The organism is Pseudomonas sp. NFPP12 (assembly GCF_900103205.1).
Lineage (GTDB): Bacteria > Pseudomonadota > Gammaproteobacteria > Pseudomonadales > Pseudomonadaceae > Aquipseudomonas > Aquipseudomonas protegens.
In genome coordinates, this window is record NZ_FMWW01000003.1 from 62309 (window position 1) to 86409 (window position 24101).

General features: G+C 65.3%; 18 protein-coding genes and 2 pseudogenes. 9 read left to right on the top strand and 11 right to left on the bottom strand.

Going from position 1 to position 24101, the window contains the following annotated elements; genetic code table 11:
* Positions 1 to 15: 15 nt before the first annotated feature.
* Both BLS75_RS13085 and BLS75_RS13090 read left to right on the top strand, forming a co-directional pair.
* Positions 16 to 924: a DMT family transporter gene (locus BLS75_RS13085; protein ID WP_072451019.1), complete on the top strand. Its 909-nt coding sequence runs from the start codon at positions 16 to 18 to the stop codon at positions 922 to 924.
* 180 nt (positions 925 to 1104) lie between these two features.
* Positions 1105 to 2043 carry a LysR family transcriptional regulator gene (locus BLS75_RS13090; RefSeq protein WP_072451020.1) on the top strand — a complete coding sequence of 313 codons (939 nt, stop codon included), beginning with the start codon at positions 1105 to 1107 and terminating at the stop codon, positions 2041 to 2043.
* Positions 2044 to 2046: 3 nt separating this feature from the next.
* Here BLS75_RS13090 and BLS75_RS13095 read toward each other — a convergent pair whose 3' ends face one another.
* The 7 genes from BLS75_RS13095 to BLS75_RS13125 form a co-directional block, all read right to left on the bottom strand.
* Complete coding sequence (locus BLS75_RS13095) at positions 2047 to 2412, bottom strand: 5-carboxymethyl-2-hydroxymuconate Delta-isomerase (protein ID WP_011059824.1); 366 nt, start codon at positions 2410 to 2412, stop codon at positions 2047 to 2049.
* An 82-nt stretch (positions 2413 to 2494) separates the two neighbouring features.
* Positions 2495 to 3682, bottom strand: a complete 1188-nt coding sequence (locus BLS75_RS13100) for a low temperature requirement protein A (RefSeq protein ID WP_072451021.1) — start codon at positions 3680 to 3682, stop codon at positions 2495 to 2497.
* 239 nt (positions 3683 to 3921) lie between these two features.
* A complete protein-coding gene (locus BLS75_RS13105; RefSeq protein WP_011059822.1) occupies positions 3922 to 4842 on the bottom strand; it encodes a LysR substrate-binding domain-containing protein in 921 nt (306 codons plus the stop codon).
* 99 nt (positions 4843 to 4941) lie between these two features.
* Positions 4942 to 6276, bottom strand: coding sequence for an MFS transporter (locus BLS75_RS13110; protein WP_041752004.1), 1335 nt, complete (start codon positions 6274 to 6276; stop codon positions 4942 to 4944).
* A gap of 66 nt (positions 6277 to 6342) precedes the next feature.
* Positions 6343 to 7275, bottom strand: coding sequence for a 3,5-dioxohexanoate:acetyl-CoA acetone transferase (locus BLS75_RS13115; protein WP_011059820.1), 933 nt, complete (start codon positions 7273 to 7275; stop codon positions 6343 to 6345).
* Between the two features lie 99 nt (positions 7276 to 7374).
* On the bottom strand, positions 7375 to 8163 hold the full coding sequence (locus BLS75_RS13120) for an SDR family oxidoreductase (RefSeq protein ID WP_011059819.1): 789 nt from the start codon (positions 8161 to 8163) through the stop codon (positions 7375 to 7377).
* Complete coding sequence (locus BLS75_RS13125; RefSeq protein ID WP_011059818.1) at positions 8160 to 8876, bottom strand: GntR family transcriptional regulator; 717 nt, start codon at positions 8874 to 8876, stop codon at positions 8160 to 8162. Before BLS75_RS13125 ends, BLS75_RS13120 begins: the two co-directional genes overlap by 4 nt.
* A 296-nt stretch (positions 8877 to 9172) precedes the next feature.
* Between BLS75_RS13125 and BLS75_RS13130 the strand changes: the two genes are divergently transcribed.
* The 5 genes from BLS75_RS13130 to BLS75_RS13150 all read left to right on the top strand — a co-directional run bounded on the left by BLS75_RS13130 (position 9173) and on the right by BLS75_RS13150 (position 16339).
* Positions 9173 to 11293, top strand: coding sequence for a 3-hydroxyacyl-CoA dehydrogenase NAD-binding domain-containing protein (locus BLS75_RS13130; RefSeq protein ID WP_072451022.1), 2121 nt, complete (start codon positions 9173 to 9175; stop codon positions 11291 to 11293).
* A gap of 17 nt (positions 11294 to 11310) precedes the next feature.
* Entirely contained in the window at positions 11311 to 12492 is a 1182-nt protein-coding gene (locus BLS75_RS13135; RefSeq protein WP_072451023.1) for an acetyl-CoA C-acyltransferase, read from the top strand.
* A gap of 10 nt (positions 12493 to 12502) precedes the next feature.
* On the top strand, positions 12503 to 13690 hold the full coding sequence (locus BLS75_RS13140; protein WP_072451024.1) for an acyl-CoA dehydrogenase family protein: 1188 nt from the start codon (positions 12503 to 12505) through the stop codon (positions 13688 to 13690).
* A gap of 10 nt (positions 13691 to 13700) precedes the next feature.
* The gene (locus tag BLS75_RS13145; protein WP_047284350.1) at positions 13701 to 14834 is read left to right on the top strand and encodes an acyl-CoA dehydrogenase family protein; all 1134 of its coding nucleotides are present in this window, start codon (positions 13701 to 13703) and stop codon (positions 14832 to 14834) included.
* A gap of 251 nt (positions 14835 to 15085) precedes the next feature.
* On the top strand, positions 15086 to 16339 hold the full coding sequence (locus tag BLS75_RS13150; RefSeq protein ID WP_072451347.1) for an OprD family outer membrane porin: 1254 nt from the start codon (positions 15086 to 15088) through the stop codon (positions 16337 to 16339).
* 56 nt (positions 16340 to 16395) lie between these two features.
* Here BLS75_RS13150 and BLS75_RS13155 read toward each other — a convergent pair whose 3' ends face one another.
* The 3 genes and pseudogenes from BLS75_RS13155 to BLS75_RS13165 form a co-directional block, all read right to left on the bottom strand.
* Positions 16396 to 17364: an NAD(P)H-dependent flavin oxidoreductase gene (locus BLS75_RS13155; protein WP_072451025.1), complete on the bottom strand. Its 969-nt coding sequence runs from the start codon at positions 17362 to 17364 to the stop codon at positions 16396 to 16398.
* 31 nt (positions 17365 to 17395) lie between these two features.
* Positions 17396 to 18751, bottom strand: a complete 1356-nt coding sequence (locus BLS75_RS13160) for an MFS transporter (protein WP_083533702.1) — start codon at positions 18749 to 18751, stop codon at positions 17396 to 17398.
* Positions 18752 to 18799: 48 nt separating this feature from the next.
* A pseudogene (locus tag BLS75_RS13165) lies at positions 18800 to 20504 on the bottom strand (long-chain fatty acid--CoA ligase).
* 321 nt (positions 20505 to 20825) lie between these two features.
* Between BLS75_RS13165 and BLS75_RS13170 the strand changes: the two are divergent.
* Together BLS75_RS13170 and BLS75_RS13175 are read left to right on the top strand one after the other, a co-directional pair.
* Positions 20826 to 21275, top strand: coding sequence for a PaaI family thioesterase (locus BLS75_RS13170; RefSeq protein WP_015634532.1), 450 nt, complete (start codon positions 20826 to 20828; stop codon positions 21273 to 21275).
* Between the two features lie 158 nt (positions 21276 to 21433).
* Positions 21434 to 22222 carry an IclR family transcriptional regulator gene (locus tag BLS75_RS13175; protein ID WP_015634531.1) on the top strand — a complete coding sequence of 263 codons (789 nt, stop codon included), beginning with the start codon at positions 21434 to 21436 and terminating at the stop codon, positions 22220 to 22222.
* Between the two features lie 445 nt (positions 22223 to 22667).
* Here the strand turns inward: BLS75_RS13175 and BLS75_RS13180 are convergent.
* A pseudogene (locus BLS75_RS13180) lies at positions 22668 to 24035 on the bottom strand (filamentous hemagglutinin N-terminal domain-containing protein); the annotation flags it as partial.
* Positions 24036 to 24101 lie beyond the last annotated feature (66 nt).

Genomic DNA, 24101 nt, shown 5'->3' on the forward strand with positions numbered 1-24101 from the left:
CCGGGAGAGGCCATCATGAACCCGGTGAACTTCACCCAGGCCAACCTCGGCATGCTGCTGTGGGCGGTGCTGATTGCCGCTTCGTTCTTTGCCGCCGCCGAGGTCAGCCAGGCCATCGACCCGGTGCTGCTAACCGCCCTGCGCCTGTTGTTCTCGGCGCTGATGTTCGTGCCTCTGTTGTGGCTCAAGGGTTCGGCGCCCATGACCCTGGCCGGCTTGCGCGCCCATGGGCTGCTGGGCCTGCTGCTGGCGCTGTATTTTGGTTCGCTGTTCGAAGCCCTGCGCCATACCTCGGCGGTCAACACCGGGACCCTGTTCACCCTGGTGCCGCTCCTGACCCTGGTGTTCGAAGCCTGGCTGCTGCCTGGCAGCGGCCTGCGGCGCCGCCTGCTGCCGATGCTGGTGGCGGGGGCCGGGGCGCTGCTGCTGATCCTCAAGGGCGGCGCGCCAGGGCAATTGCCGTCGCTGTACGCCATGGGTATCTACGCCCTGGGCTGCCTGGCCATGGCCGCCTACTCGCCGCTGAGCCAGCGCTTCACGGCCGGCAGCCTGCAAGGGCGCAGCCCGGCGGCCATGACCTTCTGGAACATGCTGTTCGGATCGCTGTTCCTGTTTGTCGCCAGCCTGGCCAGTGGCGGCTGGCGCAGTGCCGCGCTACTGCGCGGCAACGACCTGCTGTGGCTGCTGTACCTGGCGCTGTTCGCCACCCTGGCAACCTTCTGGCTGCTGCATCGGGCCATCGGCGTCATCGCCCCGTCCACGGTGATTTCCTACATCTACCTGAGCACCCTGTTCCTCACGCTGTTCCACTGGTTGTGGCTGGCCCAGGGGCCACAGTTGACAGAAATGCTCGGCGCCCTGCTGGTGGCCCTGGGCATGCTCGGCCTGGTGCGCGGCAGCCGCCCGACAGCCGCGGCGGCCTGAAATCTACCCGGGACAAGCACCATTGCAGTGCGCGAAACTGCGCAGGTCGTGTTATCGGACATTTATGTCCCGATGCTGTCCGCGAATCCCCGCCCCGGGCATTTAATTAGGACGATCGTTCCGCTAGCATCGATCCGGTTTGCGCGCCACCGGCGCCAGGTGCTCAGCGGGATGGAACGGATGCTCATCAGCAATGTGCTCAGAAAACTCGACATGCAGGACCTCATGGTCTTTATCGCGGTGTACGAGCAAAGCAGTGTCACCGGGGTTTCGGAAACCCTCTGCGTCAGCCAGTCGACCGTCAGCTACTGCCTGAAGAAACTGCGCAACGGCTTCGAGGATGAACTGTTCATCAACACCCGCACCGGCATGCGCCCGACCTACAAGGCCACCAGCATGTACAACCACGTGCTGAGGATCCTGGAGAGCATCAACCTGTGCCACAGCGGTGTGCCGGCCTTCGACCCGACCCGCCAGGCCGTGACCTTCAACCTCTGTGCCCCGGAATACTTCGAGCTGCTGATCCTGCCGCGCCTGCTCAAGGGCTTCGACTACGCCGACCTGCCGGTGACAGTCAACGTGCAGAAGCTGGAAAGTGATATTCCCGCCGAGGACCTGCGCGATGGCAGCGTCGACCTGGTGATCTGTTTCGGGCCCGACTTCCATCGCGGCCACGCCGACTTCAAGTCGCAGATGCTGCTGGAGGACGACCTGGTGTGTGTCTTCGACAAGCGTGCGACCCCGCCCAGGGAACCGCGCTTCAGCCTGCAGTCGTTCGTCGAGCGGCGGCACGTGTTTCCCACGCCCTGGACGTCGGACAGCAACATGGTGGACGGCTGGCTGGCGCGCCAGGCCCACAAGCGGCAGATCGTCGCCCGCTCCAACAGCTACAGCGCAGCGCTGAAGATGATCACCGGCACCGACTTCCTCCTCACCCTGCCCCGGCGCATCCAGGCACTGCTGGCCAACGAGGCAGTGTTCAACCATTGCGAGGCCCCCAGCGGCCTGCCGGGATTCAGCCTGGACATGCAATGGAGCCAGCACACCGATCAGGACAGCGCGCAGACCTGGTTCCGTGAACAGATAGTCAAGGTCTGCGCCGAGCAGGGCCTGGCCTGATCCTCAGCGGCCGACGGCGGCCTTGCTGTAGGACGCGCGGTCGATATCGACGATCTCCACGCACAGTTGCACCTGGACATCCGCCGGCCACGGCGCCAGATCCTGCAACACCGCCAGCAGGCTCTCGGACAACTGCTTCTTGACCTCTGGCGAACGGCCGCTGAGCAAGGCCAGCTTGACGTGGACAAAGCCGCGCTCGCCAATCCCGGTGCCGACCCGGAACGCTTCGACCTTGACTGCGCGGCTCTTGATGTCGAACTCGTCGGAGAACTGCCCGGACGCCACCAGCCCATGATTGAGTCGCAGCAGCGCCTTGTCGACGTCCAGTTGCGGCAGGTTGGCGGTGTATTCCATATGCAGGTGCGGCATGGCAAAGCTCCCGGTCAGTCAGGGGTAAAAAGGCGCTCCATACTACACAACCCGCCCCACGCCGCCGCAGTAGCCGTTAGCCTCATTGCCTGGACGCCGCCCTTTCCCGCAGGGCCAGGGTTTCCCAGGCCGCCACCAGCAGCATCACCAGGGTGGTCAGGCTGCCCAGCGCCAGGGCGGAAAACCACTGGTTCCAGGCCGCGGGCAATAACAGCAGCAAGGCCGCGAGCCCGGCCAGGTGCGACAGCGGCGGCAACGGCCGCTCGTTCATCACCCACTTGAACAGCGCGCAACCCAGCAGGAACAGCCAGGGCCCGCCGACGATCACCAGCTCCGCGGCCTGGCTGGCATGCTGCGGGTGCACCAGCACCAGTTCGTCGGCCACCGCACTGACGATGATCCCGGCGACGATCAGCACATGCAGGTAGGTGTAGGCAATACGCGCCTGGCGCCCCGGGTCGCTGGAGTGGGCGATGCGGTGGTGGGCACGCTCGGCGCCGCTGTCGAAATACACCCACCACATGGCAATGCTGCCCAGCACCGCCACCACGAAAGCCAGTACCCCTTCGGCACTGGTGGCCAGCTCGGCGAAGGTGGCGCCGGTGACCAGCAGGGATTCACCCAGGGCGATGATCACGAACAGAGCGCAGCGCTCGGCCATGTGGTTGCCTTCGACATTCCAGTCTTCCAGGGTCGAGCGGCCGAGCCCCGGTACCCAGAAATACAGCGACGGCGACAGCACCTCGATGGCCAGGGCCAGCCCCCAGCACGCCAGGCGCTGCGGGCCTTCGAGCAGGCCACCGGTGATCCAGAAAACGCCCGAGAACATCAGCCACAAGAGGATCCGCTGGAAGTTGCGGGTCATGTTCAGCGGCTCGCCGCGCACTGCCCACAGTGAATAGGCGGTGCGCCCCACCTGCATGAACACATAGGCGCCGGCGAACAGCAGCCCACGCTCGCCGAAGGCCTGGGGAATCGACGACGACAGCAGCAACCCGGCCACCATCAGCACGAACAGGCCGAGGCGGATCGGCAGGGCTTCCGGGTCCAGCCAGTTGGTGATCCACGAGGTGAAGATCCACACCCACCACACCGCCACCATCAGCAACGCCACCTGCAGCGCTCCGCCCAGGGACAGATGAGCCAGCAGGGAGTGGGACAGTTGGGTCACGGCAAACACGAACACCAGGTCGAAGAACAACTCGACCATGCCAACCTTGCCGCTGTCGTGGCTGCCACGCCCACGCAACAGGGAACGGGAACGACTCATGGGCACACTCCACCGATCAATGTTTCAACAGACGATCCACACAGCAAAGCAGCCGCCTGTGCCTATGCCAAGCTGGCGGCCTCCGTTCACTGCACCGCTGTCGCCGCTGCCGCAGGCTGCGACCCGGTCCGCAGGACTGGCAAGGCCGCCCATGCGATCCGCCAGGCAGACCGCATGGGCAGCTTTGGGGCCCCGCTGCGCGGTCCATCGCCGCCTGCGGCAGCGGCTACCAGGCGCGATTAGCTCGCGAGGGGCGCCCGCTCGCTCATGAAGGCTTCCAGCCGCGAGCGCAGCCAGCGTTCGGCGGGGTCGGTGTCCACATGGCTGAGCCAGACCATGGACAGGTCCAGGGTCGGGGTCTTGAACGGAAACGGCTCGCAGTACAGCTGCCCCGAGGCGGCCATGGCGGCGGCGGCATAGTCGGGCAGGCTGGCGATCAGCTTGGTGCCGGCGAGCAGGGCCGGCAGCGAGCTGTACTGGGGCACCGACAACACGACCTGGCGGGTGCGGCCGATCTCCGCCAGCCACTCATCGGCGAAGCCGGCGACATTGGCGGTGTGGGACACCAGCACATGGGGCCGCGCGCAGTACTCATCGAGGGTCAGCGGTGTGTCGCTGGCATCGGCCCGCAGCACGCTGGGCTGGATATGCCGCAGCAGCTTGCGCTTGGCGTTGGCCGGCAGGCCGCGGGTCTGGCTGATGCCCACGGTGATATCGCCGGACGCCAGCAGGTCGGGAATCCGCCAGTAGTCTACGTGCTGCACCACGACCACCACTTGCGGCGCTTCCTGGCGCAGGGCCCGCAGCAGGGGGGGCAGCAGGCCGAACTCGACGTCGTCGGACAGGCCGATGCGAAAGGTCATGGTGCTGCTGGCGGGATCGAAATCGTGGGTCAGGCTCAGGGCCGAGGACAGTGCGTCCAGGGCCGGCGACAGGTGCTGGATGATCTGCTCGGCACGAGCCGTGGGCTCCATGCGATGGCCGACGCGAATGAACAGCGGGTCGTTGAACATCGCCCGCAGGCGGTTGAGCGCGGAACTGATGGTGGGCTGGCCGAGGAACAGCTTCTCCGCCACCCGGGTGACATTGCGCTCGAGCATCAGCGCCTCGAACACCACCATCAGGTTGATATCGGCCTTGCGCAGTTCATTGCGATTCATTGATGTTGCCCCCGGTCCCCAGACGGGAAGCAGTGTAGAAAGGCCGGAGGGCTGGCGTCCAGGCAAGATCTGCCAAGCGACGCCAACCCCGGGCAGACCTCAGGCGGAGTTTCTCGCCAGCCCACTCGCCCTTTGCTCACAGCGGTCCTCCTGGCCCTGGCGCAAACGCAGGGCCGCCAATGCCGCCACCAGCAGCACCAGGGCAATCACCTTGAGGCCATTCATGGCATTGCCGGTGCTCATCTCGATCGCGCCCATCACCGAAGGGCCGACAAAACCGCCCAGCAGCCCGCAGGAATTGACGAAGCCCAGGCCACCCGCCAACGCCGCGCCTTTGAGCCGTGAAGCCGGGTACAGGAAGATGATCGACTGCACCACAAAGAACATCAGCGCCGCCACGCAGAACCCCAGCAGGCTGAACACCGGCCCGGAAAACGCCGCGATCGACAGCCCCGCCGCCATCACCAGCAAGCCACAGACCAGCAGGCGCCGCGAGCGTTGCGGGCTGTTGGCCAGCCGGGGCAAGGCGATAGCCCCAACGGCTGCGGCGATCCAGGGCAGCGAGGTCAAAAGGCCAACGCTCATGATGCTCAGGTTGCCGTACTTGCCGATGATGCTGGGGAGGAAAAAGATCACGGTGTAGATGGTGATCTGATGGCAGAAGTAGACAAAGATCGCCAGCAGGATCTGTGGCGTGAAGCATTGCCGGAACGAGTGCCCGCCCTGCCCCGCGCCCTCGTCGGCTTCCCGGGCCAGGCGCTGTTCGATGGCCGCCGCTTCCTCGGCGCTCAGCCAGGGAGCACGGCTCGGGCGGTCCGGCAGGCGCCGCCATACCACCCAGGCGAAGAACACCGCCGGCAGGCCTTCGAGCAGGAACATCCACTGCCAGCCGTGCCAGCCCAAAAGGCCGTCCATCTTCATCAGCGCCGCGCCCAGCGGGCCGCCAATGATATTGGCCAGGCACACCCCCAGCAGGAAATAGCCGGTGGCCCGGGCCCGCTGCTGGCGGTCGAACCAGTAGGTCAGGTACAGCATGACCCCGGGAAACAGCCCGGCCTCGGCGATCCCCAGCAGCAGGCGCAGCACATAGAAGGAGGTCTCGCCCTGGACGAAAGCCATGGCGGCGGAGATCAGCCCCCAGGTCACCATGATCCGGGCGATCCAGAAGCGCGCGCCGACCTTGTGCATGATCAGGTTGCTCGGCACTTCGGACAGCGCATAGGTGAGGAAGAACAGTCCAGCCCCCAGCCCGTAGGCCGCGGCGGAAATCCCCAGGTCCACATCCAGCTGATGCTTGGCCAGGGCGATATTGGTGCGGTCGAGAAAACTCAGGACATAGGCCGCGATCAGCAGCGGCATCAGCTTGAGGAACATCAGCCGGGTCAGTTGTTGCGGGTCCCGGGGCGGCGCGGCGGTTGCAGTGTTCATGGGCATATCCCTTTGTAATTGTTATGCGGGATCGCCAGCGCCCGGAAGGCGCCGGCAGCGGGCCTGCGGGGCTTAGAACGCGACCTGGTCGCGTCCCTTGAGCCCGAGCAGGGTGCGGGCTTCGTCCGCCGTCGCCACCCGGCCGCCCAGGGCCTCGATGACGCTGCGGATGCGTCGGACCTGGTCGGCGTTGCTCGCCGCCAGCTTGCCGGGGCCGTCCCACAGCGAGTCCTCCAGGCCGACCCGGGCATGGCTGCCCATGGCCAGGCCCATGGTCGCCAGGGGAATCTGGTTGCGCCCGGCGCCGAGGATCGACCAGTGATAGGCATCGCCGAACAGCCGGTCAGCGGTGCGGCGCATGTGTGCCAGGTCCTCGGGGTGGCCGCCGATGCCGCCCCGCAGGCCGAACACCGACTGGATGAACAGCGGCGCCTTGAGCAGGCCGCGCTCCAGGAAATGCGCAGCGGTGTAGAGGTGGCCGATGTCGTAGCACTCGATCTCGAAGCGCGTGCGGTTCTCGGCACAGGCACTGAGGATATGGGCGATATCGCGGAAGGTATTGCGGAAAATCCGGTCGTCGCTTTCCTCCAGGTACGGCCGCTCCCAGTCGTGCTTGAACTCGGTGAAGCGGTTGAGCATTTCGTACAGGCCGAAGTTCATCGAGCCCATGTTCAGCGAGGCCAGTTCCGGCTTGAACTCCAGCACCGGTTGCAGGCGCTCCTCGACACCCATGGTCGGCGCGCCGCCGGTGGTGAGGTTGATCACCACGTCGCAGGCGGCCTTGATCTGCGGCAGGAAGCGCCGGAACAGCTCGGGGTCCTGGCTCGGCCGGCCGTCCTCCGGGTCCCGGGCGTGCAGATGGACGATGGCCGCCCCGGCCTCCGCGGCGGCGATGGCTTCGGCGGCGATCTCCCCGGCCGTGACCGGCAGGTGGGGCGACATGGACGGGGTATGAATGGCACCGGTAACGGCGCAAGTGATGATGACGGGTGTTTTTCCAGGCATGACGGTACTCCGACTTTTATTCTTGATGAAAAAAATCCCAGGGTGTCGCTACAGGTTTCAGCGCCGGCGGTCCTCGCCGGCGCGGCCGGCCGGCGGGAGCTAGAGGTATTCGACGTTGCCGTCGACGCTGATCGCCTGGCCGGTGACGTTGCATGCCGCCGGCGAACAGAGGAACAGCGCCATGGCCGCCACGTCTTCGGCACTGACCATGCGCTTGAGGGAGATCTTCTCCAGGTACTGCTCGCGCATCTGCGCCACCGGTACCCCGGTCTGTTCGGCCCGGGCCTGGATCACCGCCTCCATCCGCGGCCCCTCGACTATCCCCGGCAACAGCGCGTTGACCCGGATATCGCTGGCACCCAGCTCCGCCGCCAAAGACTTCATCAACCCGACAATCGCCCATTTGGTAGCGGCATAGGGCGTGCGCCAGGCGTAGCCCAGGCGCCCGGCCACGGAGGCGATGTGCAGCAGGTGGGCCTTGTCCGAGGCCTTGAGCAGGGGCACCGCGTGGTGGGCGAAGCGGTATTGCGCGGTCAGGTTGATATCGATGGTGCGCTGCCAGTCGGCATCGCTGACGGCATCGATGCCCGCGGTCGGCCCGGCAATGCCGGCGTTGTTGACCAGCACATCGAGGCCACCGAAGTGCTGCACCTGAAGCTTGAACAAGGCTTCGATCTGCGCCGGGTCGGCGACATCGGTACGGGTTGCCAGGGCCTCGGGGTAGCGATCGCGAAAGGCCGCCAGGGCCGCTTCACTGACATCGCACACATGCACCTGGGCGCCGGCTTCAAGGTAGGCAGCGGCCAGCACTTCACCGATGCCCGCCGCGCCACCGGAAATCATCACCCGCAAGCCCGGATAAGGCTGCAAACGCTGAAGGATGCTCATGCCCGACCTCCTTTGCGCTGTGCTGCGCCGTCGCTCTTGGCCAGCAGGCGGCCCAGGGAATCCGCCGCCTGCATGATGTCGTCGGTGACCGCCGCTCGCGCCGCCGGGCCATCGCCGGCGACCAGGGCCTCGACGATTCGGTTGTGGGCTTCCATGGAACGTTGCAGGTGGGCCTTGTCCGGCGCCACCAGGGCGAAGCAGGGGCCCATGTGCAGCCAGAAGTTCTCCACGGCGGCCATGGTCAGTTCGGCCCGGGCCACCGCATAGATGCGCCGGTGGAAAGCGAAGTTGGTCCACAGGTAGCGGGAGACATCCACCTCGTCGGCGGCCTTCTGCATCTGCCGGCAGAGATCGGCGATCTCCTGCATATCGGCCTTGTGCAGATGCTGCACGGCCTTTTCCGCCAGCAGCCCCTCCAGGGCCACCCGTGCATCACGGATTTCCCGCAGGCGCTCCACCGTCATCATGCGTACCCGCAGGCGGGAGGTTTCCGTGACCTCGAAGGCATTTTCCGCACTCAAGCGCTGCAGGGCTTCGCGCACCGGCATCGGGCTGGAACCCAGGGCTTCGGCCAGGCCACGAATGGTCAGTTTCTGGCCGGGCTGGAATCGGCCACTCATCAAGGCTTCGCGAATCTGTCGATACACCTGTTCCTGCAAGGTATCGCGAGAAACCTGACGCAAGGTAGGCAGGGGGATAGGACCTTCGGACATGGGGGTGACACCTGTGTTGTGATTCTTGTGGGCAGCAATATGTGATCACAAATCAAATATGTCAAATATTCATCCTCAAGTCTCTGAAGCAATCAAGGGCTTAAATCAAGTAAAAAGAATCTTTTTATTCCGCGCTGCGAAACACTATTCCGTATTGACCCACTAATTTATTGATGACAGGATTATTTTCACCAGCCGATTCAAACAGCGGAATCCAATCCTGATTTCCGTTCAGCGCCCGGAGCCCCTGGGCAACCATCGGCCTCACGCTGCCCTTTCCTCGGGAGACTGCTGCAATGAGTCGCGACACCGCCCAGCCCTCTGTGGCATCCGCCCTGCACGACAACATCCTGGTCCTGACCCTCGACAACCCGCCGGTGAACGCCCTTGGCGTGGAGGTCAGGCGCGGGCTGCTGGCCGCCATGGACAGCGCCGCCGACGATCCGACGGTGGCCGCCATCCTGCTGGTCGGCACCGGGCGCCACTTCTGTGGCGGCGCCGATATTCGCGAATTCGGCCAGGCGCCCCAGGCCCCGGCATTGCCAGCGGTGGTCAAGCGCATCGAGGACAGCGCCAAACCGGTGGTGGCGGCCATCCAGGGCGTGGCACTGGGAGGCGGCCTGGAAGTGGCCCTGGCGGCCCACTACCGCCTGGCCCTGGGCAGCGCCCGCCTCGGCCTGCCGGAAGTGCTGCTCGGCCTGCTGCCCGGGGCCGGTGGCACTCAGCGCCTGCCACGCCTGATCGGTGCCCGGGCGGCCCTGGAACTGATGCTCAGCGGCCGTCACCTGAATGCCCGGAAGGCCCTCGACCTGGGGGTGGTGGACCGCCTGGCGGAGGGTGAGGATGCCCTGGCGGCCGGCCTGGCCTATGCCCGCGAGCTGGTGGACAGCCATGCCGGCGTGCGGCGCACCCGGGACGCCCGGGCCCTGGGCGATCAGCATCTGCAACGCGAACAGATCAACGCCGCCCGCGAACAGCTCACGCACAAGGCCAAGGGCCTGCTGTCGCCGCAGAACATCATTCGTGCGGTCGAGGCGGCCCTTGACCGGCCCTTCGATCAAGGCCTGGAGGAAGAACGCCGGCTGTTCCAGGAATGCCTCGACAGCCCGCAGCGTGCCGGGCTGGTACATGCCTTTTTCGCCGAGCGCGAGGTGCTCAAGGCCCCGGAAACCCGCATCGCCCAGCCTCGCCCCATCGAACAGGTGGCCGTGGTCGGCGGCGGCACCATGGGCGCCGGCATCGCTGTCTCGGCCCTCGACGCCGGCCTGCAGGTCACCATGATCGAGCGCGACCAGCAGGCCCTGGACCGCGGCCGGGGCAACGTCGAGAAGGTCTATGACGGGCTGATCGAAAAAGGCCGCCTGGATACCGCCGGCAAGGCCGCGACCCTGGCCCGCTTCCGTGTCAGCCTGGACTACCAGGACCTGGCCCGGGCCGACCTGGTGATCGAAGCGGTGTTCGAGGACATGGCCGCCAAGCAGGCGGTGTTCAAGGAACTGGACCGGGTGTGCAAACCTGGCGCGGTACTGGCCAGCAACACCTCCTACCTGGACCTCAACGCCATCGCCGACAGCGTCTCGCGGCCTGCCGATGTCATCGGGCTGCACTTCTTCTCCCCCGCCAACATCATGAAGCTGCTGGAGATCGTGGTCCCGGCCAAGGTCGCACCGGACGTGGTGGCCACGGCCTTCGAACTGGCGAAGAAACTGCGCAAGGTGCCGGTGCGTGCCGGGGTCTGCGATGGTTTCATCGGCAACCGGATCCTCGCGGTCTACCGTCAGGCGGCGGACTACATGATGGAGGACGGCGCTTCGCCCTATCAGATCGACCAGGCCCTGCGCGACTTCGGCTTCCCCATGGGACCCTTCCAGGTGGCCGACCTGGCCGGCGGCGATATCGGCTGGGCGACGCGCAAACGCAAGGCCGCCACCCGCAATCCCGACGCGCGCTACGTGCAGATTGCCGACCGCCTGTGCGAGCGCGGCTGGTTCGGACAAAAGACCGGCCGTGGCTACTACCTCTATGCCCAGGGCCCGCGCAGCGCCACCCAGGACCCGGAAGTCCTGGCCATCATCGACGCCGAGCGGGCCCGGGCCGGCATCACGCCCCGCCCCTTCGGCAACCCGGAGATCCTGCGGCGCTACATGGCGGCGATGATCAACGAAGGCGCCAACGTGGTGCACGAAGGCATCGCCCTGCGCCCCCTGGATGTGGACATCACCTTTATCCATGGCTACGGCTTCCCGCGCTATCGCGGTGGCCCGCTCAAGTACGCCGACCAGTACGGCCTGCCCCAGGTGCTGGCGGACATCCGCGAATTCGCCGAACAAGACCCGCTGTTCTGGAAAGCCTCGCCGCTGCTGGAGCAGTTGGTGGAGCGCGGCGAGAACTTCGACAGCCTCAACCACAGCCATTGACTCAAGGAGCACGCGCCATGCGCGAAGCCGTCATCGTATCCACCGCACGCACGCCCCTGACCAAGGCCCACCGCGGCGAATTCAACATCACTCCCGGCCCGACCCTCGCCGCTTTCGCGGTACGCGCCGCCGTGGAACGGGCCGGCATCGACCCGGGGCTGATCGAGGACGCCATCCTCGGTTGTGGCTACGGCGAAGGCACCACCGGGCGCAACGTCGCGCGCCTGGCGGTGGTCCGCGCCGGCCTGCCCATCGGCATCGCCGGCACCACGGTGAACCGCTTCTGCGCCTCCGGCTTGCAGGCCATCGCCATGGCCGCCGGGCGTATCGTGGTCGATGGCGCCCCCGCCATCATTGCCGGTGGCGTGGAAAGCATTTCGCAGATCCGCGGCCGCGGCAGCGACGACCCGGACCTCGACCCCTGGCTTGTGCAGCACAAGCCGGAGCTGTTCCTGCCGATGATCGAGACCGCGGACATCGTCGCCGCGCGCTACGGCATCAGCCGCGAGGCCCAGGACCGTTTCTCGCTGCGCAGCCAGCACAAGACCGAAGCGGCGCAACGGGCTGGGCACTACCGCGAGGAAATCATTCCCTGCACCACCACCATGGCCGTGACCGACAAGCAGAGCGGCGAGGTCAGCCAGCACCAGGTCACGGTGGACGCCGACACCTGCAACCGCCTGGGGAGCACTTACGAGGCCCTGGCCAAACTGGAACCGGTGCTGGGCCCGCAGCGCTTCATCAGCGCCGGCAACGCCTCGCAACTGTCCGACGGCGCCTCGGCCTGCGTACTGATGGAGGCCCGTGAAGCGGCCCGCGCCAACCTGCAACCGCTGGGCGTGTTCCGTGGCATGGCGGTGGCCGGTTGCGAACCCGACGAAATGGGCATCGGCCCGGTGTTCGCCGTACCCCGGCTGCTGGCCCGGCACGGCCTCAAGGTGGACGACATCGGCCTCTGGGAACTCAACGAAGCCTTCGCCTCCCAGGCGCTCTATTGCCAGCAGCGGCTGGGCATCGCCGAGGAATGCCTGAACGTCAACGGCGGGGCCATCGCCCTCGGCCACCCGTTCGGCATGACCGGTGCGCGCCTGGCCGGCCATGTGCTGCTCGAAGGTCGGCGCCGCGGGGTCAAGTACGCCGTGGTCAGCATGTGCATTGCCGGCGGCATGGGCGCCGCCGCGCTGTTCGAAATCTATTGAGGACGCCGACATGGACCTGAGTTTCACCCCCCAAGAAGAAGCCTTCCGCAATCAGGTGCAGGCCTTCCTCGCCGAACACTTGCCCAGCGAACTGAGTGACAAGGTGGCCAATGGCGAACGCCTGTCCAAGGCCGACATGGAGCACTGGCATTCGACCCTCAACACCCGCGGCTGGCTGGCCAACCACTGGCCCGAGGCCTTTGGCGGGCCGGGCTGGAGCGCCGTGGAGAAATTCATCTTCGAACTCGAATGCGGCCTGGCCAACGCGCCGCGCATCGTGCCGTTCGGGGTCAACATGCTGGGCCCGGTGCTGATCAAGTACGGCACCCCACAGCAGCAGGACTACTGGCTACCGCGCATCCTCGACGGCCGCCACTGGTGGTGCCAGGGCTATTCGGAACCCGGTGCCGGCTCGGACCTGGCGGCGGTCAAGACCACGGCCGTGCGCGACGGCGATCACTATGTGGTCAACGGCCAGAAGACCTGGACCACCCTGGGCCAGCACGCCAACATGATTTTCTGCCTGGTGCGCACCGACCGCGAGGCCAAGCCCCAGGAAGGCATCAGCTTCCTGCTGATCGACATGGCCAGCCTCGGGGTCGAGGTGCGTCCGATCATCACCCTGGAAGGCGACCACGAGATCAACGAGGTGTTTTTCACCGACGTGCGGGTGCCGGTGGCCAACCTGGTGGGCGAGGAAAACAAGGGCTGGACCTGTGCCAAGTACCTGTTGACCTACGAGCGCACCAACATTGCCGGGGTCGGCTTGTCCATGGCCGCGCTGCAACGCCTCAAGCGCGTGGCAGCACAGCGCACCCGCAATGGCCGGCCGCTGCTGGAAGACCCGCAGTTCGCCTCACGCCTGGCCCGGGTCGAGATCGACCTTGAGAACATGAAGACCACCAACCTGCGGGTGATTGCAGCGGTGGCCGGTGGCGGCGCGCCCGGCGCGGAAAGCTCGATGCTGAAGATCTGCGGCACGGAAATCCGCCAGGAGCTCACCGCTCTGCTGCGCCGGGCCATGGGCCCCGCCGCCCGGGTCATGCAGGACGAAGGCGACACTGGGGCGATGGACCTGGGCCCGGCCTTCGCCAGTAGCGCGGCGGCGCAGTACTTCAACAATCGCAAGCTGTCGATCTTCGGCGGCTCCAATGAAATCCAGAAAAACATCATTTCGAAAATGATTCTCGGGCTCTGAGGGGGCGCACATGAATTTCGAACACAGCGCAGAACGGCGCATGCTCGGCGACAGCTTGAACCGCTTTATCGCCCAGCACTACAACCTGGAAAAACGCCAGCAGAGCCTGCAGTCAGGCCAGGGTTTCAACTCCGGGATCTGGCAGCAGTTGGCAGAGATGGGGGTGATCGGCGCCCTGTTCAGCGAAGCCGACGGTGGCTACGGCGGCGGTGGCTTCGACCTGGCCCTGGTCTTCGAGGCCGTGGGCCGCGGGCTGCTGGTGGAACCGCTGCTGGGCAGCGCGGTGCTGGCCGGGGACGCCATCGCCAGCGCCGGTAGCGAAACGCAGAAGATCGAGCTGGCGCAGATCATCGACGGCAGCCTGATCGCCGCCCTGGCCCATGACGAACCCGACAGCCACTACGAACTCAACCGGGTCGCCTGCCGCGCCGAACCCCAGGCCGACGGCTGGCGCCTGGATGGCACCAAGAGCCTGGTGCTGCACGGCGAGCAGGCCGGGTTGCTGGTGGTGTCGGCCCGCACCGCCGGAGCCATTGACGACAGCCAGGGCATTTCGCTGTTCCTGGTGCCCAGGGACACCCCGGGCCTGGAGATCCGCGGCAGCGCCACCCTCGATGGCGGCCCCGTGGCGCAGGTGCGCCTGAACCAGCTGCTTGTGCCGGGCTCCGCCCTGCTGGGCACCCTGCACCAGGGCCATGCCACCCTGGAGCGGGCCATTGGCCGCGGCGTGCTGGCGTTGTGCGCCGAAGCCCTGGGCGCCATGGAAGTGGCCAAAGTGGCCACCCTGGATTACCTGCGCACCCGCCAGCAGTTCGGCCGCCCGATCGGCAGTTTCCAGGCACTGCAACATCGCATGGCGGTGCTGCTGCTGGAGATCGAACAAGCGCGCTCGGCGGTGATCAATGCCGCCTCGGCCCTGGAGGCCGATCGCCTGGACCGTGAGCGCGCGCTGTCAGCGGCCAAGGTCAGCATCGGCCGCATCGGCACCCTGGTGGCGCAAGAATGCATCCAGTTGCACGGCGGCATCGGCATGACCTGGGAGCTGCCCCTGGCCCATTACGCCAAGCGGCTGGTGATGATCGACCATCAGCTGGGGGACGAGGATCACCACCTGCAACGCTACATCGCCCTCGGCAAGCAATAGGCCCCATGAATCGCGGCCCGGGCGGCCACCTGGGCCTGTCGCAAGGGCAGCAGGTGTCGCCGCCTTCCTTGCCCGGTGCGCAGCGCGCTGCCCGACGCTGCGCTCAATCCCCCTGCTGAACCCAAGCCAAGCCTGGCGCCGCATCAGCGCGGCGCCCGACAAGGGCGTGGCCGGCGCTTTTCCCGGGCCACGGCGACAGCGGCCTGGCCAAGGCTCCACTCACTATAAAAACAACAACACCGGTGAATACCATGCACTCGACCTCCCACCCTTGCCTGCCCCTGTCCACCCTGATGGGTGGCTGCATGCTGCCGCTGATGTGCCAGGCGCAGTTCATCGACGACAGCCAGCTGGCCCTGGGGGCCCGCAACTTCTACATGAATCGCGACATCCACGGCGACCGGCCGCCCCAGAGCAAGGCCGAGGAATGGGCCCAGGGATTTGTCCTGCGTTACCAGTCGGGCTTCACCGAAGGCAGTGTCGGCCTGGGGGTCGACGGGCTCGGCTTGCTGGGCCTCAAGCTCGACTCCGGCGGTGGCACCGCCCATACCGGCGCGCTGCTGGCCGACCGCAATGGCGATGTGGCCGGCCAGTACGGCTCCCTGGGCCTCACCGCCAAGGCTCGGGTTGCCCGCAGTGTGTTGAGCATCGGCACCCACGAGCCCTTGTTGCCGGTGGCCTTTCGCAACGACACCCGGCTGCTGCCGCAGACCTTCAACGGTGCACGACTGGAGTCCAGGGATATCCGCGACCTGGACGTGACCCTGGGGCGTTTCCAGGATGTGCGCCAGCGCAACTCCACCGACTACGAGGATCTGCAGATGTCCGCTCTGGCCCGGAACGGCAAGCAGGTGAACGGCCGGGTCGCCAGTGACAGTTTCAGTTACAGCGGGGCCAGCTACGCCCTGCGGCCGGACCTCAAGGCCAGCTACTTCTACGCCCAACTGCGGGACAACTATCGCCAGCACTACGCTAACCTGGCCCATAGCGCGGCGCTCGGCCGGGGCCTGTCGCTGAAGTCCGAGCTGCGCTACTTCCACAGCACCGGCCTGGGCCAGGCCGAGGTCGACAACCGCTACCTGGGGGTCATGGAAACCCTGGCCTACCGCGGCCACGCCCTGAGCCTCATCTACCAGGACCAGCGCGGGCGCAGCGGCCTGCCCCACATCAGCGGCACCGACCCCTACGGTTTCAATACCTCGACCTACAAGTCCTTCATCAACGCCGGGGAGAACGCCTGGCAGTTGCGCTACCGCTATGACTTCACGAGCCTGGGCCTGCCCGGCTTGAGCCTGATGAGCCGTTATGTGCGCAGCAATGAGTTCCGCATCGGCCAGCAGGCTGCCCGGGAACGGGAACTGGACACCGACCTGGCCTATGTGATCCAGAGCGGCCCGTTCAAGGACCTGGGGCTGCGCTGGCGCAATGTGGTGTACCGGGCCAACTATGCGGCCAACGTGGATGAAAACCGCCTGATCCTCGAATACAGCCACAGATTCTGGTAGATCGCGAAAACGACGCTGCCGGCCATTGCCGGCAGCCTCCCCTTCCCATTTGTGCGTTACAGCAACCGGGTGCTCAGCCCCTGGCAGGACTGCTGATACTCCCTGCCCAGGCGCGCCACCAAGTCTCCGGCGCTCGGTACGCCGTCAACCACGCCAATCCCCTGGCCGCAGCCCCAGATCTCCTTCCAGGCCTTGGGCTTGTGCCTGTCTGCGCCGAAGTTCATCTGCGAGGGATCGCTGCTGGGCAGGTCATCGGGGTCCAGCCCTGCGGCCACCAGCGAGGCCTTCAGGTAATTGCCGTGCACCCCGGTGATCAGGTTGGTGTAGACGATATCCTCGGCCGTCGACTGGCTGATCATCTGCTTGTAGCCCGCCACCGCGTTGGCCTCCTGGGTGGCGATAAAGGCCGAGCCGATGTAGGCCAGGTCCGCCCCCAGGGCCTGGGCCGCGAGGATCGAACGCCCCGAGGCAATGGCCCCGGAAAGCAGCAGCGGGCCATCGAACCATTGGCGGATTTCCTGCACCAGGGCAAACGGCGACTGGGTGCCCGCATGCCCTCCGGCGCCGGCCGCCACGGCAATCAGGCCATCGGCGCCCTTGTCGATGGCCTTGCGCGCAAAACGGTTGTTGATCACGTCGTGCAGCACGATGCCGCCGTAGCTGTGCACCGCCTGGTTGATCTCGGGGCGCGCGCCCAGGGAGGTGATGATGATCGGCACCTTGTGCTGCACGCAGACCGCCATGTCCTGCTCCAGCCGGTCATTGGAGCGGTGGACGATCTGGTTCACCGCAAACGGCGCGGCGGGCCGCTGCGGGTGCAGCCGGTCGTGCTCGGCCAGGGCCTGGGTGATCTGCTCGATCCACTCCCCCAGGCGCTCGGCCGGCCGTGCGTTCAACGCCGGAAAGGAACCGACGATCCCGGCCTTGCACTGGGCGATCACCAGCTCGGGAGTGGAAATGATGAACAGCGGCGCGGCCACCACTGGCAGGCGCAAATGCTGGGTGAGAATCTTCGGCAGGCTCATGTTCGGGCTCCTGGGCAATCCAATGGGTAGTTCATGATTCGGCGACGACCGCAGCGACCTTGGGCGCCCGGGCGATGCGCGCGGTCACCAGTACCAGCCCGCCCGCCAGCAGGTACATGACAATCCCCAGGTACATGCTCGACACGTGGCCGCCGGTATGGCTGTTGATCACCCCGTTGAGCCAGGGTGTGACCGCCGGGCCGAGGTTGCCCAGGCTGCTGATGAAGGCAATGCCCCCGGCGGTGGCCGCCACCGACAGGTACTCGCTGACCAGGGCGAAGAAGATCGGCGTGCCGGCCTTGATCCCCACGTAGGCAAAACCCAGGGCCGTAACCGACAGCAGCAGGTGGCCGTTGAGCAAGGTGGTGACCGCCAGGCCGAACACCGCGATGGCCATGCAGCCGACGAAGTGCCAGCGCCGCTCCCGGTGCTTGTCGGAGTGCTGCCCGATCAGCACCATGCCGACGATCCCGACGATATTGGGGATCGCGGTGATCAGCCCGACCTGCAACAGGTCCTTGCTGCCCCAGCCCTGGATCAGGCTGGGCATCCAGAACACCAGCATGTAGGTGGCGCCCAGGAACATGAAATAGGCCGTGGACAGCAGGTAGATCCTGGGGTCGCGAAACATCTGCGCCAGGCTGTCTTGGGATTTGTCCCGGGCGTTCGCCAGATCCTGGGCCATGTCGGCGTCCAGCAGGCGTTTTTCCCCGGGGCTGAGCCAGCGGGCCTGGGCCGGGCTGTCCTGCAGATAGAGAAAGGCCACCACCCCCAGGACACTGGCCGGCAGCCCCTGGATCATGAACATCCACTGCCAGCCGTGCAGGCCGACCGTGCCATCCAGGTACTTGAGGATGCTGCCCGAGACCGGCCCGGCGATCAGCCCGGCGACTGCGGCGGCAGTCATGAAGATGGCGATCACCTGCCCCCGGCGCGGCGCCGGGAACCAGTAGGTGAAATACAGGATCACCCCGGGGAAGAACCCGGCCTCGAAGGCCCCCAAAAGAAAACGCAGAACGTAGAACTGCATCGGGGTGCTGACGAACATCATCGCCGCGGCCACCAGGCCCCAGCAGAACATGATCCGTAACAGGGTCTTGCGCACGCCGCTGCGCTTGAGCATCAGGTTGCTGGGCACTTCGAAGATGAAGTAGCCGATGAAGAAGATCCCCGCCCCCAGGCCATACACCGCATCGCCGAACGGCAGGGTCTGCTTCATCTGCAACTGGGCGTAGCCGATGTTCACCCGGTCCAGAAAGGCCACCATGTAGCACAGCATCAACAGCGGCAGCAGGCGCCAGCGGATCCTGGCGTACAGCGTGTCGAGCTGCCGGGCATGCTCGGGTGAGGCGTGGGAATCCTGGACCGTTATTGTTGTTGTAGTCATTGTCGTCTCCGACGCAGTCGCGGGTTGGCCCGCCTGGGAAATCACTCTTCAGCTATGGGTCGCCTCGCGATCCTGGAGCACGCGCCACATCACCTTGCCGGAGCCGGACTTGGGCAGGCTGTCGACGAACTCCAGCACCCGCGGCACCTTGTAGGCGGCCATGTGCTCGCGCGCCCAGGCGATGATCTCTTCGCTGGTGGTGCGGCCCCGGGCCTCGCTGCGCAGCACCACCAGGGCCTTGACGCTTTCCCCGCGGTAGGCGTCCCGGGTGGCGATGACACAGGCTTCGTGCACCGCCGGGTGCTTGAACAGCAGCGCCTCCACTTCCGCCGGCCAGACCTTGAAGCCGCTGCTGTTGATCATTCGCTTGAGGCGGTCGGTGAGAAAGAAATAGCCCTCCTCATCCATGTGCCCCAGATCGCCGGTGCGCAGGAAACGCTTGCCCTCGAACTCGACGAACGCCGCCTCGGTGGCTTCAGGGTTGCGCCAGTAGCCTTTGAACAGCATCGGGCCAAAGGTGATGATTTCCCCCACCTCGCCGGGTGCAAGTTCCTCCAGGGTGCGCGGGTCCACCACCCGTGAATCGACGCCAAAGAACGGCATGCCCAGGCATTGCAGCTTGGCCCGCTCAGGGGGGGTTGCCATGGCTGGCGGCGGCGGTTTCGGTGAGGCCGTAGCCTTCGAGAAAAGTCAGGCCGAACTCCTGGCGCAGGCGCTGCGCCACCGCCTCGGGCATCGCCGCCCCGCCACCGTTGATATGCACCAGGCTCGACAGTTCGAAGTCCTGGTAATGGGGGCTGGCGAACAAGTCGATGACCATGGTCGGGATGCAGGTCCAGTGGGTCACCCGGTACCGCGAGATCAGCCGCCCGGCCAGCTCCCGATCCCAGCGCGGCATGATCACCGTACTGGTGGCATCGAACACCGCCCGCAAGACAAAGCACACCAGGCCGGTGATGTGGAAGAACGGCACGACCCCAAGGCCCACCGACTCCACGGTGGATTGGGTCCAGCTGCCGCTGACCGCGTTGCTCATCAGGCTGCGATGGGGGTGCATGCAGCCCTTGGGATGGCCAGTGGTGCCCGAGGTGTATTGCAGCAGCGCCAGGTCATCGGCCTGGGCAGTGTGCGGGCCGGGGCAACGTGCCTGGGCCAGGGCCTGGTTCCAGCGCTGGTAGCCCTCGGGCAGCGGTGGCTCGCTGCGCAGCCAGGCATCGATCTCGGCGCTGGCGACCTCCGCCGGGTGCATGTCCGCCGATGCCGGCATGGCATCGCTGTAGCGGGTCACCAGGACCCGGTGCAGTCGCTGCTCGGGTTCGAGGCTGGCATTCGCCGCCTGGGCGATGGGCGCCAGGTCCGCGGCGCAGATCAGTACCCGCGCCTGGGCATCGCCGAGCTGGTAGCTCAGCTCTTGCACCTTGTTCATCGGGTTGATCGGCACCAGCACCGCATTGGCCCGCAGGATGGCGTAGCAGGCTACGATGAATTGCGGGCAGTTCTGCAGGTACAGCGCCACCCGGTCACCGGGCTCGACCCCTTCGCCCTGCAACCAGCCGGCCAGCGCCAGGGCCTCGGCCTGCAACTGGGCAAAGCTCAGCGTGTGGCCGAAAAACCGGTAGGCGACCTTGTCCGGGTAACGCCGGGCCGCCACCTCCAGGTTGAACCAGAGCGAGGTGGCCGGCACCGACAAGGCCAGGGGCAGGCGCTTGGGCCAGACACGGTGATGGGGGCGCAGGGTACGAGCGGTGGACATGGAAGACTCCTTCAAGCCCGGGAATGATCGAGGGAACAGCCATGGACAGCGTCATCCGGTGCCGGCTGGCCAGCCAGGCCGCACGTTGATTGGCCACCGCCCCGGGTCGATCCTGCCCCATGCAGGGCGTGATTTTCAACCACTTTATTCCGCTGTGCGAAATAACATTCCATATTGACCGGTAGAATATTCGCTGACATCCTGCATTTCAACGAGCCATTTGCCCTGCGAAACACAATCAGAACAATCACTGCTACCTGGCCACGGGGAACACCTGCCCTCCAGGAAACCCGACCGGGACTGACCCAAGAGCCATCGCCCATGAGTGCCGTACCCGAAGTTTCGATGCTGCAAGGCCTGTTCAGCGGATTCGCGGCCCATCTCGGGTTGAACCTGCGGGAATATCAGCAGGCGCAAACCGTCATCGCGGTCACCGTCCAGCCTCATCACCTCAACCAGGCCGGCAATCTGCACGGTGGTGTCATCGCCTCCCTGGCCGACACCGCCATGGGCATGAGCGGCACCTGGCATGCCGACCCCGCCCAGTGGCGGCTGGCCCTGACCCTGTCCCTGAACATCAACTACATGGCGGCGATCCCACCGGCCACCGAGGTCCGGGCCGTGGCCCGCCTGCGTGGCGGCGGGGCCAAGATATTCATGGCCAGCTGCGACCTGCTGGATGCCCAGGACCGCCTGCTGGCCAGCGCCGAAGGGGTGTTCAAGCGCGGCCGCCTGCGCGCGGCAGCCACTGAGGTTGTGGCGTGCCCTTGATTGGCCGGTGATGGCGTCAGGAACGGAATCGGGTTTCGTCAGGGAATCGCAGATTTCAATTGCGGCGGTTCCGGGATAACATTTTTCCTTTGTTTCCACGAATCCGCTGCGTGGTCAACTGGCATTGCGCCCGGCACCAGCCCCTACCGGAAGACCCCATGCAAGACCCGAACGACTCCCCGGAACAAGCGCCCAAAGACCGTAAGTTCGTCGAAGCCCTGGCCCGAGGCCTGGAAGTCCTGCGGGCCTTTACCCACGGTCACGCGGTACGCGGCAACCAGGACATCGCGCGCATCACGGGCCTGCCCAAGCCCACGGTGTCGCGCCTGACCTACACCCTGACGCAGCTGGGCTACCTCAAGTACAACCAGGACCTGGAGAAGTACCAGCTGGATTCAGCGGTACTGGCCCTGGGCTACGCCTACTCCGCCAGCCTGCGGGTGCGCCAGCTGGGCAAGCCGTTCATGGACGAGTTCTCGCGCCGCACCAACACCACCGTCAGCCTGACTTGCCGCGATCGCCTGTCGATGATCCACGTCGACAGCAGCCGCCCGCCGGAAGTCGCCAGCCTGCGCATGGAGCCGGGCCTGCGCCTGCCCCTGGCCACCAGCGCCGCCGGGCGCGCCTACCTGGCCGCCACGCCGAAAATCGAGCGTGACCACCTGTTGGGGGAAGTGGCGAAAAAGCTCGGTGATGAATGGCCTGCCCTGGAAAAATCCCTGGAAGACTCCTTCCGTGAATACGAAGAGTTCGGCTTCTGCCTGTCACTGGGCGAGTGGGACCGCAACGTCAACGGTGCCGGCGTGCCACTGCGCCTGGCCGACGGCAGCATCATGGCCCTGACCTGCGGCGCCCCGAGCTTCCAGCTTTCCAGCGAAAAACTCGAAAGCTCCCTGGCCCACCAACTGGTGATGCTGGCGCGGGACCTGGAAAGCCTGGGCGTCTGAGCCCATCATCGCGGATGGCCGGGCGTGAGTCCCTGGCCATCGACAGCGCCCCATCTGGCTGATGATCGTAGCTTTCGAGCAGCTGTCGATCAGCGACAACGGCTCACAGCTGGCTCATATAGCAGACAGTGGCTGGCGGCCAATTCCATGCATGATCGGATGAACTATCGATAAAAAAAGTTGCTTTCTTGTGCAGAAAAAACGGCGTTTTTACTTGACGGCTTGACCTTGGGCACAGGGGCGGGCCTGTTGACTGATAGCCGGCTTGAAGCTACAGGTCTCAGGGAAATCAGGATTTGGCCTGACGCTCCTGAAACCTGCACCTCCTCGGTACTAGCGGAGACTCTTCATCAGTTGCCCATCAATTGGGAACATAGAAACCATTGACGCTTTTCCAGAAACCATAGCCGGACCAATCGAACGAGCCATTCGGACTCAAGACGATACCCTTCCCGTGCTTCAGATCAAGGCTGCTATAGACGCCGGAAATTTCCGAGTGACTGTTGAAAACAATGCGGTCCTTGGCATTGAGTTCGATTCGAGCCATGTCCCCCTTGGCTGCCAGCTTGGCATTGAGCTGAATGTCCTTGGCCGACGAGAGGGTCAATCGATTACCGCTGTTCCAACTGATTGGTGAATTCAACACCACATCCCCCTTGCTGGTGGCCAACTCGATATTGGTCGTACCCAGGTTTCTCGACAGGATATCGCCATGATTCGCCCCAACGTACTCAGCTAAGGGCCCGCCAATCTCCAAGCGCTCCGCTCCGATCTTCCAGGTTCCCGTCTGGCCGTTTTTAGCCTGGGTGTCGACCAAAGCGGAGCTTGTCAACACGGTCATCGCGCCACGGGTTTCGATCACTCCACCGTTACCCTCTCCTGGAGCCCCGGCCTTCAATAAGCCGCCGACGTTGACCACACCCACAGCACCACCGTCCAGGGTAATGCGACCGGTCTTTTGCGACAGGGTATTGGCTTCGATGGTGCCGCTGTTGTTGACCACCAGCCCGAACATCGAGCCAGAACTCTTGGCAGTCATCAGCACCTGCCCACCATCGGCCATGATCAGGCCGTTATTGTCTACCAGCGCATCGATCGCGGCGCCATCCACTTGCAGACTCAGTAGGTTGTCGTGGTCAAGGCTGACTTTGAACGCGTTACCCGCGCCCAATACCACACGGCCGTTCTGCGCCTGGATGGTGCCGTCGTTGACAACGTTCGCGGCCAAGAGCGCAACGTTGCCGCCGTCAGCGGCGATGATCTGGCCGCGATTGACGATTGCTGCGTTGGAGGTACCGGAGAACTGATAGTTGCCGGCGTTGAACTGCTTATTGCTGATACCTTGAGTGGAGGCCACCAGACCGCCGACATTCACTTGCGCTCCCTGGCCGAAGACCACACCGTTGGGGTTGATCAGGAACACTTGACCATTGGCTTTGATCGTCCCCTGGATATCAGTGCCATTGGCACCCATCACCCGGTTCAAGGCGATCGAAGTACTGGTGGGCTGATTGAAGGTCACCGATTGACCGGTTTGAACACTGAAGTCGTTCCAGTTGGTAATCAGCTTGTTGGTGTTCTGATTAATCAACATGTGATCGCCCTGGGTCGAAATATCCGCGCTCCCGGACACCACCGCGCCCCCTGTCGGCAAGGCAAATGCCGATGGCAGGCACGCCAGGGCAAGAACACTGGCTGTGGCCACAATCAAGCCTTTGCCAGCCCCCGAACGACGATGGCGGCGAGCGCCTTCGTGAGCCACATTCCAGCGGCCCTGGGCCTGGTTCCATACCAATGCATAAATCTTGTTCATCTGAAACTCCTGTAATTTTGAACAACGCCCTACAGACACTTGTAAGGCGGCACAGCGTCTGCTGGG

Excerpts from the sequence above, each read along its gene's own strand:
- BLS75_RS13085 (WP_072451019.1), top strand. The coding sequence starts at position 16 with ATGAACCCGGTGAACTTCACCCAGGCCAACCTCGGCATGCTGCTGTGG.
- BLS75_RS13090 (WP_072451020.1), top strand. The coding sequence starts at position 1,105 with ATGCTCATCAGCAATGTGCTCAGAAAACTCGACATGCAGGACCTCATG.
- BLS75_RS13095 (WP_011059824.1), bottom strand. The coding sequence starts at position 2,412 with ATGCCGCACCTGCATATGGAATACACCGCCAACCTGCCGCAACTGGAC.
- BLS75_RS13100 (WP_072451021.1), bottom strand. The coding sequence starts at position 3,682 with ATGAGTCGTTCCCGTTCCCTGTTGCGTGGGCGTGGCAGCCACGACAGC.
- BLS75_RS13105 (WP_011059822.1), bottom strand. The coding sequence starts at position 4,842 with ATGAATCGCAATGAACTGCGCAAGGCCGATATCAACCTGATGGTGGTG.
- BLS75_RS13110 (WP_041752004.1), bottom strand. The coding sequence starts at position 6,276 with ATGCCCATGAACACTGCAACCGCCGCGCCGCCCCGGGACCCGCAACAA.
- BLS75_RS13115 (WP_011059820.1), bottom strand. The coding sequence starts at position 7,275 with ATGCCTGGAAAAACACCCGTCATCATCACTTGCGCCGTTACCGGTGCC.
- BLS75_RS13120 (WP_011059819.1), bottom strand. The coding sequence starts at position 8,163 with ATGAGCATCCTTCAGCGTTTGCAGCCTTATCCGGGCTTGCGGGTGATG.
- BLS75_RS13125 (WP_011059818.1), bottom strand. The coding sequence starts at position 8,876 with ATGTCCGAAGGTCCTATCCCCCTGCCTACCTTGCGTCAGGTTTCTCGC.
- BLS75_RS13130 (WP_072451022.1), top strand. The coding sequence starts at position 9,173 with ATGAGTCGCGACACCGCCCAGCCCTCTGTGGCATCCGCCCTGCACGAC.
- BLS75_RS13135 (WP_072451023.1), top strand. The coding sequence starts at position 11,311 with ATGCGCGAAGCCGTCATCGTATCCACCGCACGCACGCCCCTGACCAAG.
- BLS75_RS13140 (WP_072451024.1), top strand. The coding sequence starts at position 12,503 with ATGGACCTGAGTTTCACCCCCCAAGAAGAAGCCTTCCGCAATCAGGTG.
- BLS75_RS13145 (WP_047284350.1), top strand. The coding sequence starts at position 13,701 with ATGAATTTCGAACACAGCGCAGAACGGCGCATGCTCGGCGACAGCTTG.
- BLS75_RS13150 (WP_072451347.1), top strand. The coding sequence starts at position 15,086 with ATGCACTCGACCTCCCACCCTTGCCTGCCCCTGTCCACCCTGATGGGT.
- BLS75_RS13155 (WP_072451025.1), bottom strand. The coding sequence starts at position 17,364 with ATGAGCCTGCCGAAGATTCTCACCCAGCATTTGCGCCTGCCAGTGGTG.
- BLS75_RS13160 (WP_083533702.1), bottom strand. The coding sequence starts at position 18,751 with ATGACTACAACAACAATAACGGTCCAGGATTCCCACGCCTCACCCGAG.
- BLS75_RS13170 (WP_015634532.1), top strand. The coding sequence starts at position 20,826 with ATGAGTGCCGTACCCGAAGTTTCGATGCTGCAAGGCCTGTTCAGCGGA.
- BLS75_RS13175 (WP_015634531.1), top strand. The coding sequence starts at position 21,434 with ATGCAAGACCCGAACGACTCCCCGGAACAAGCGCCCAAAGACCGTAAG.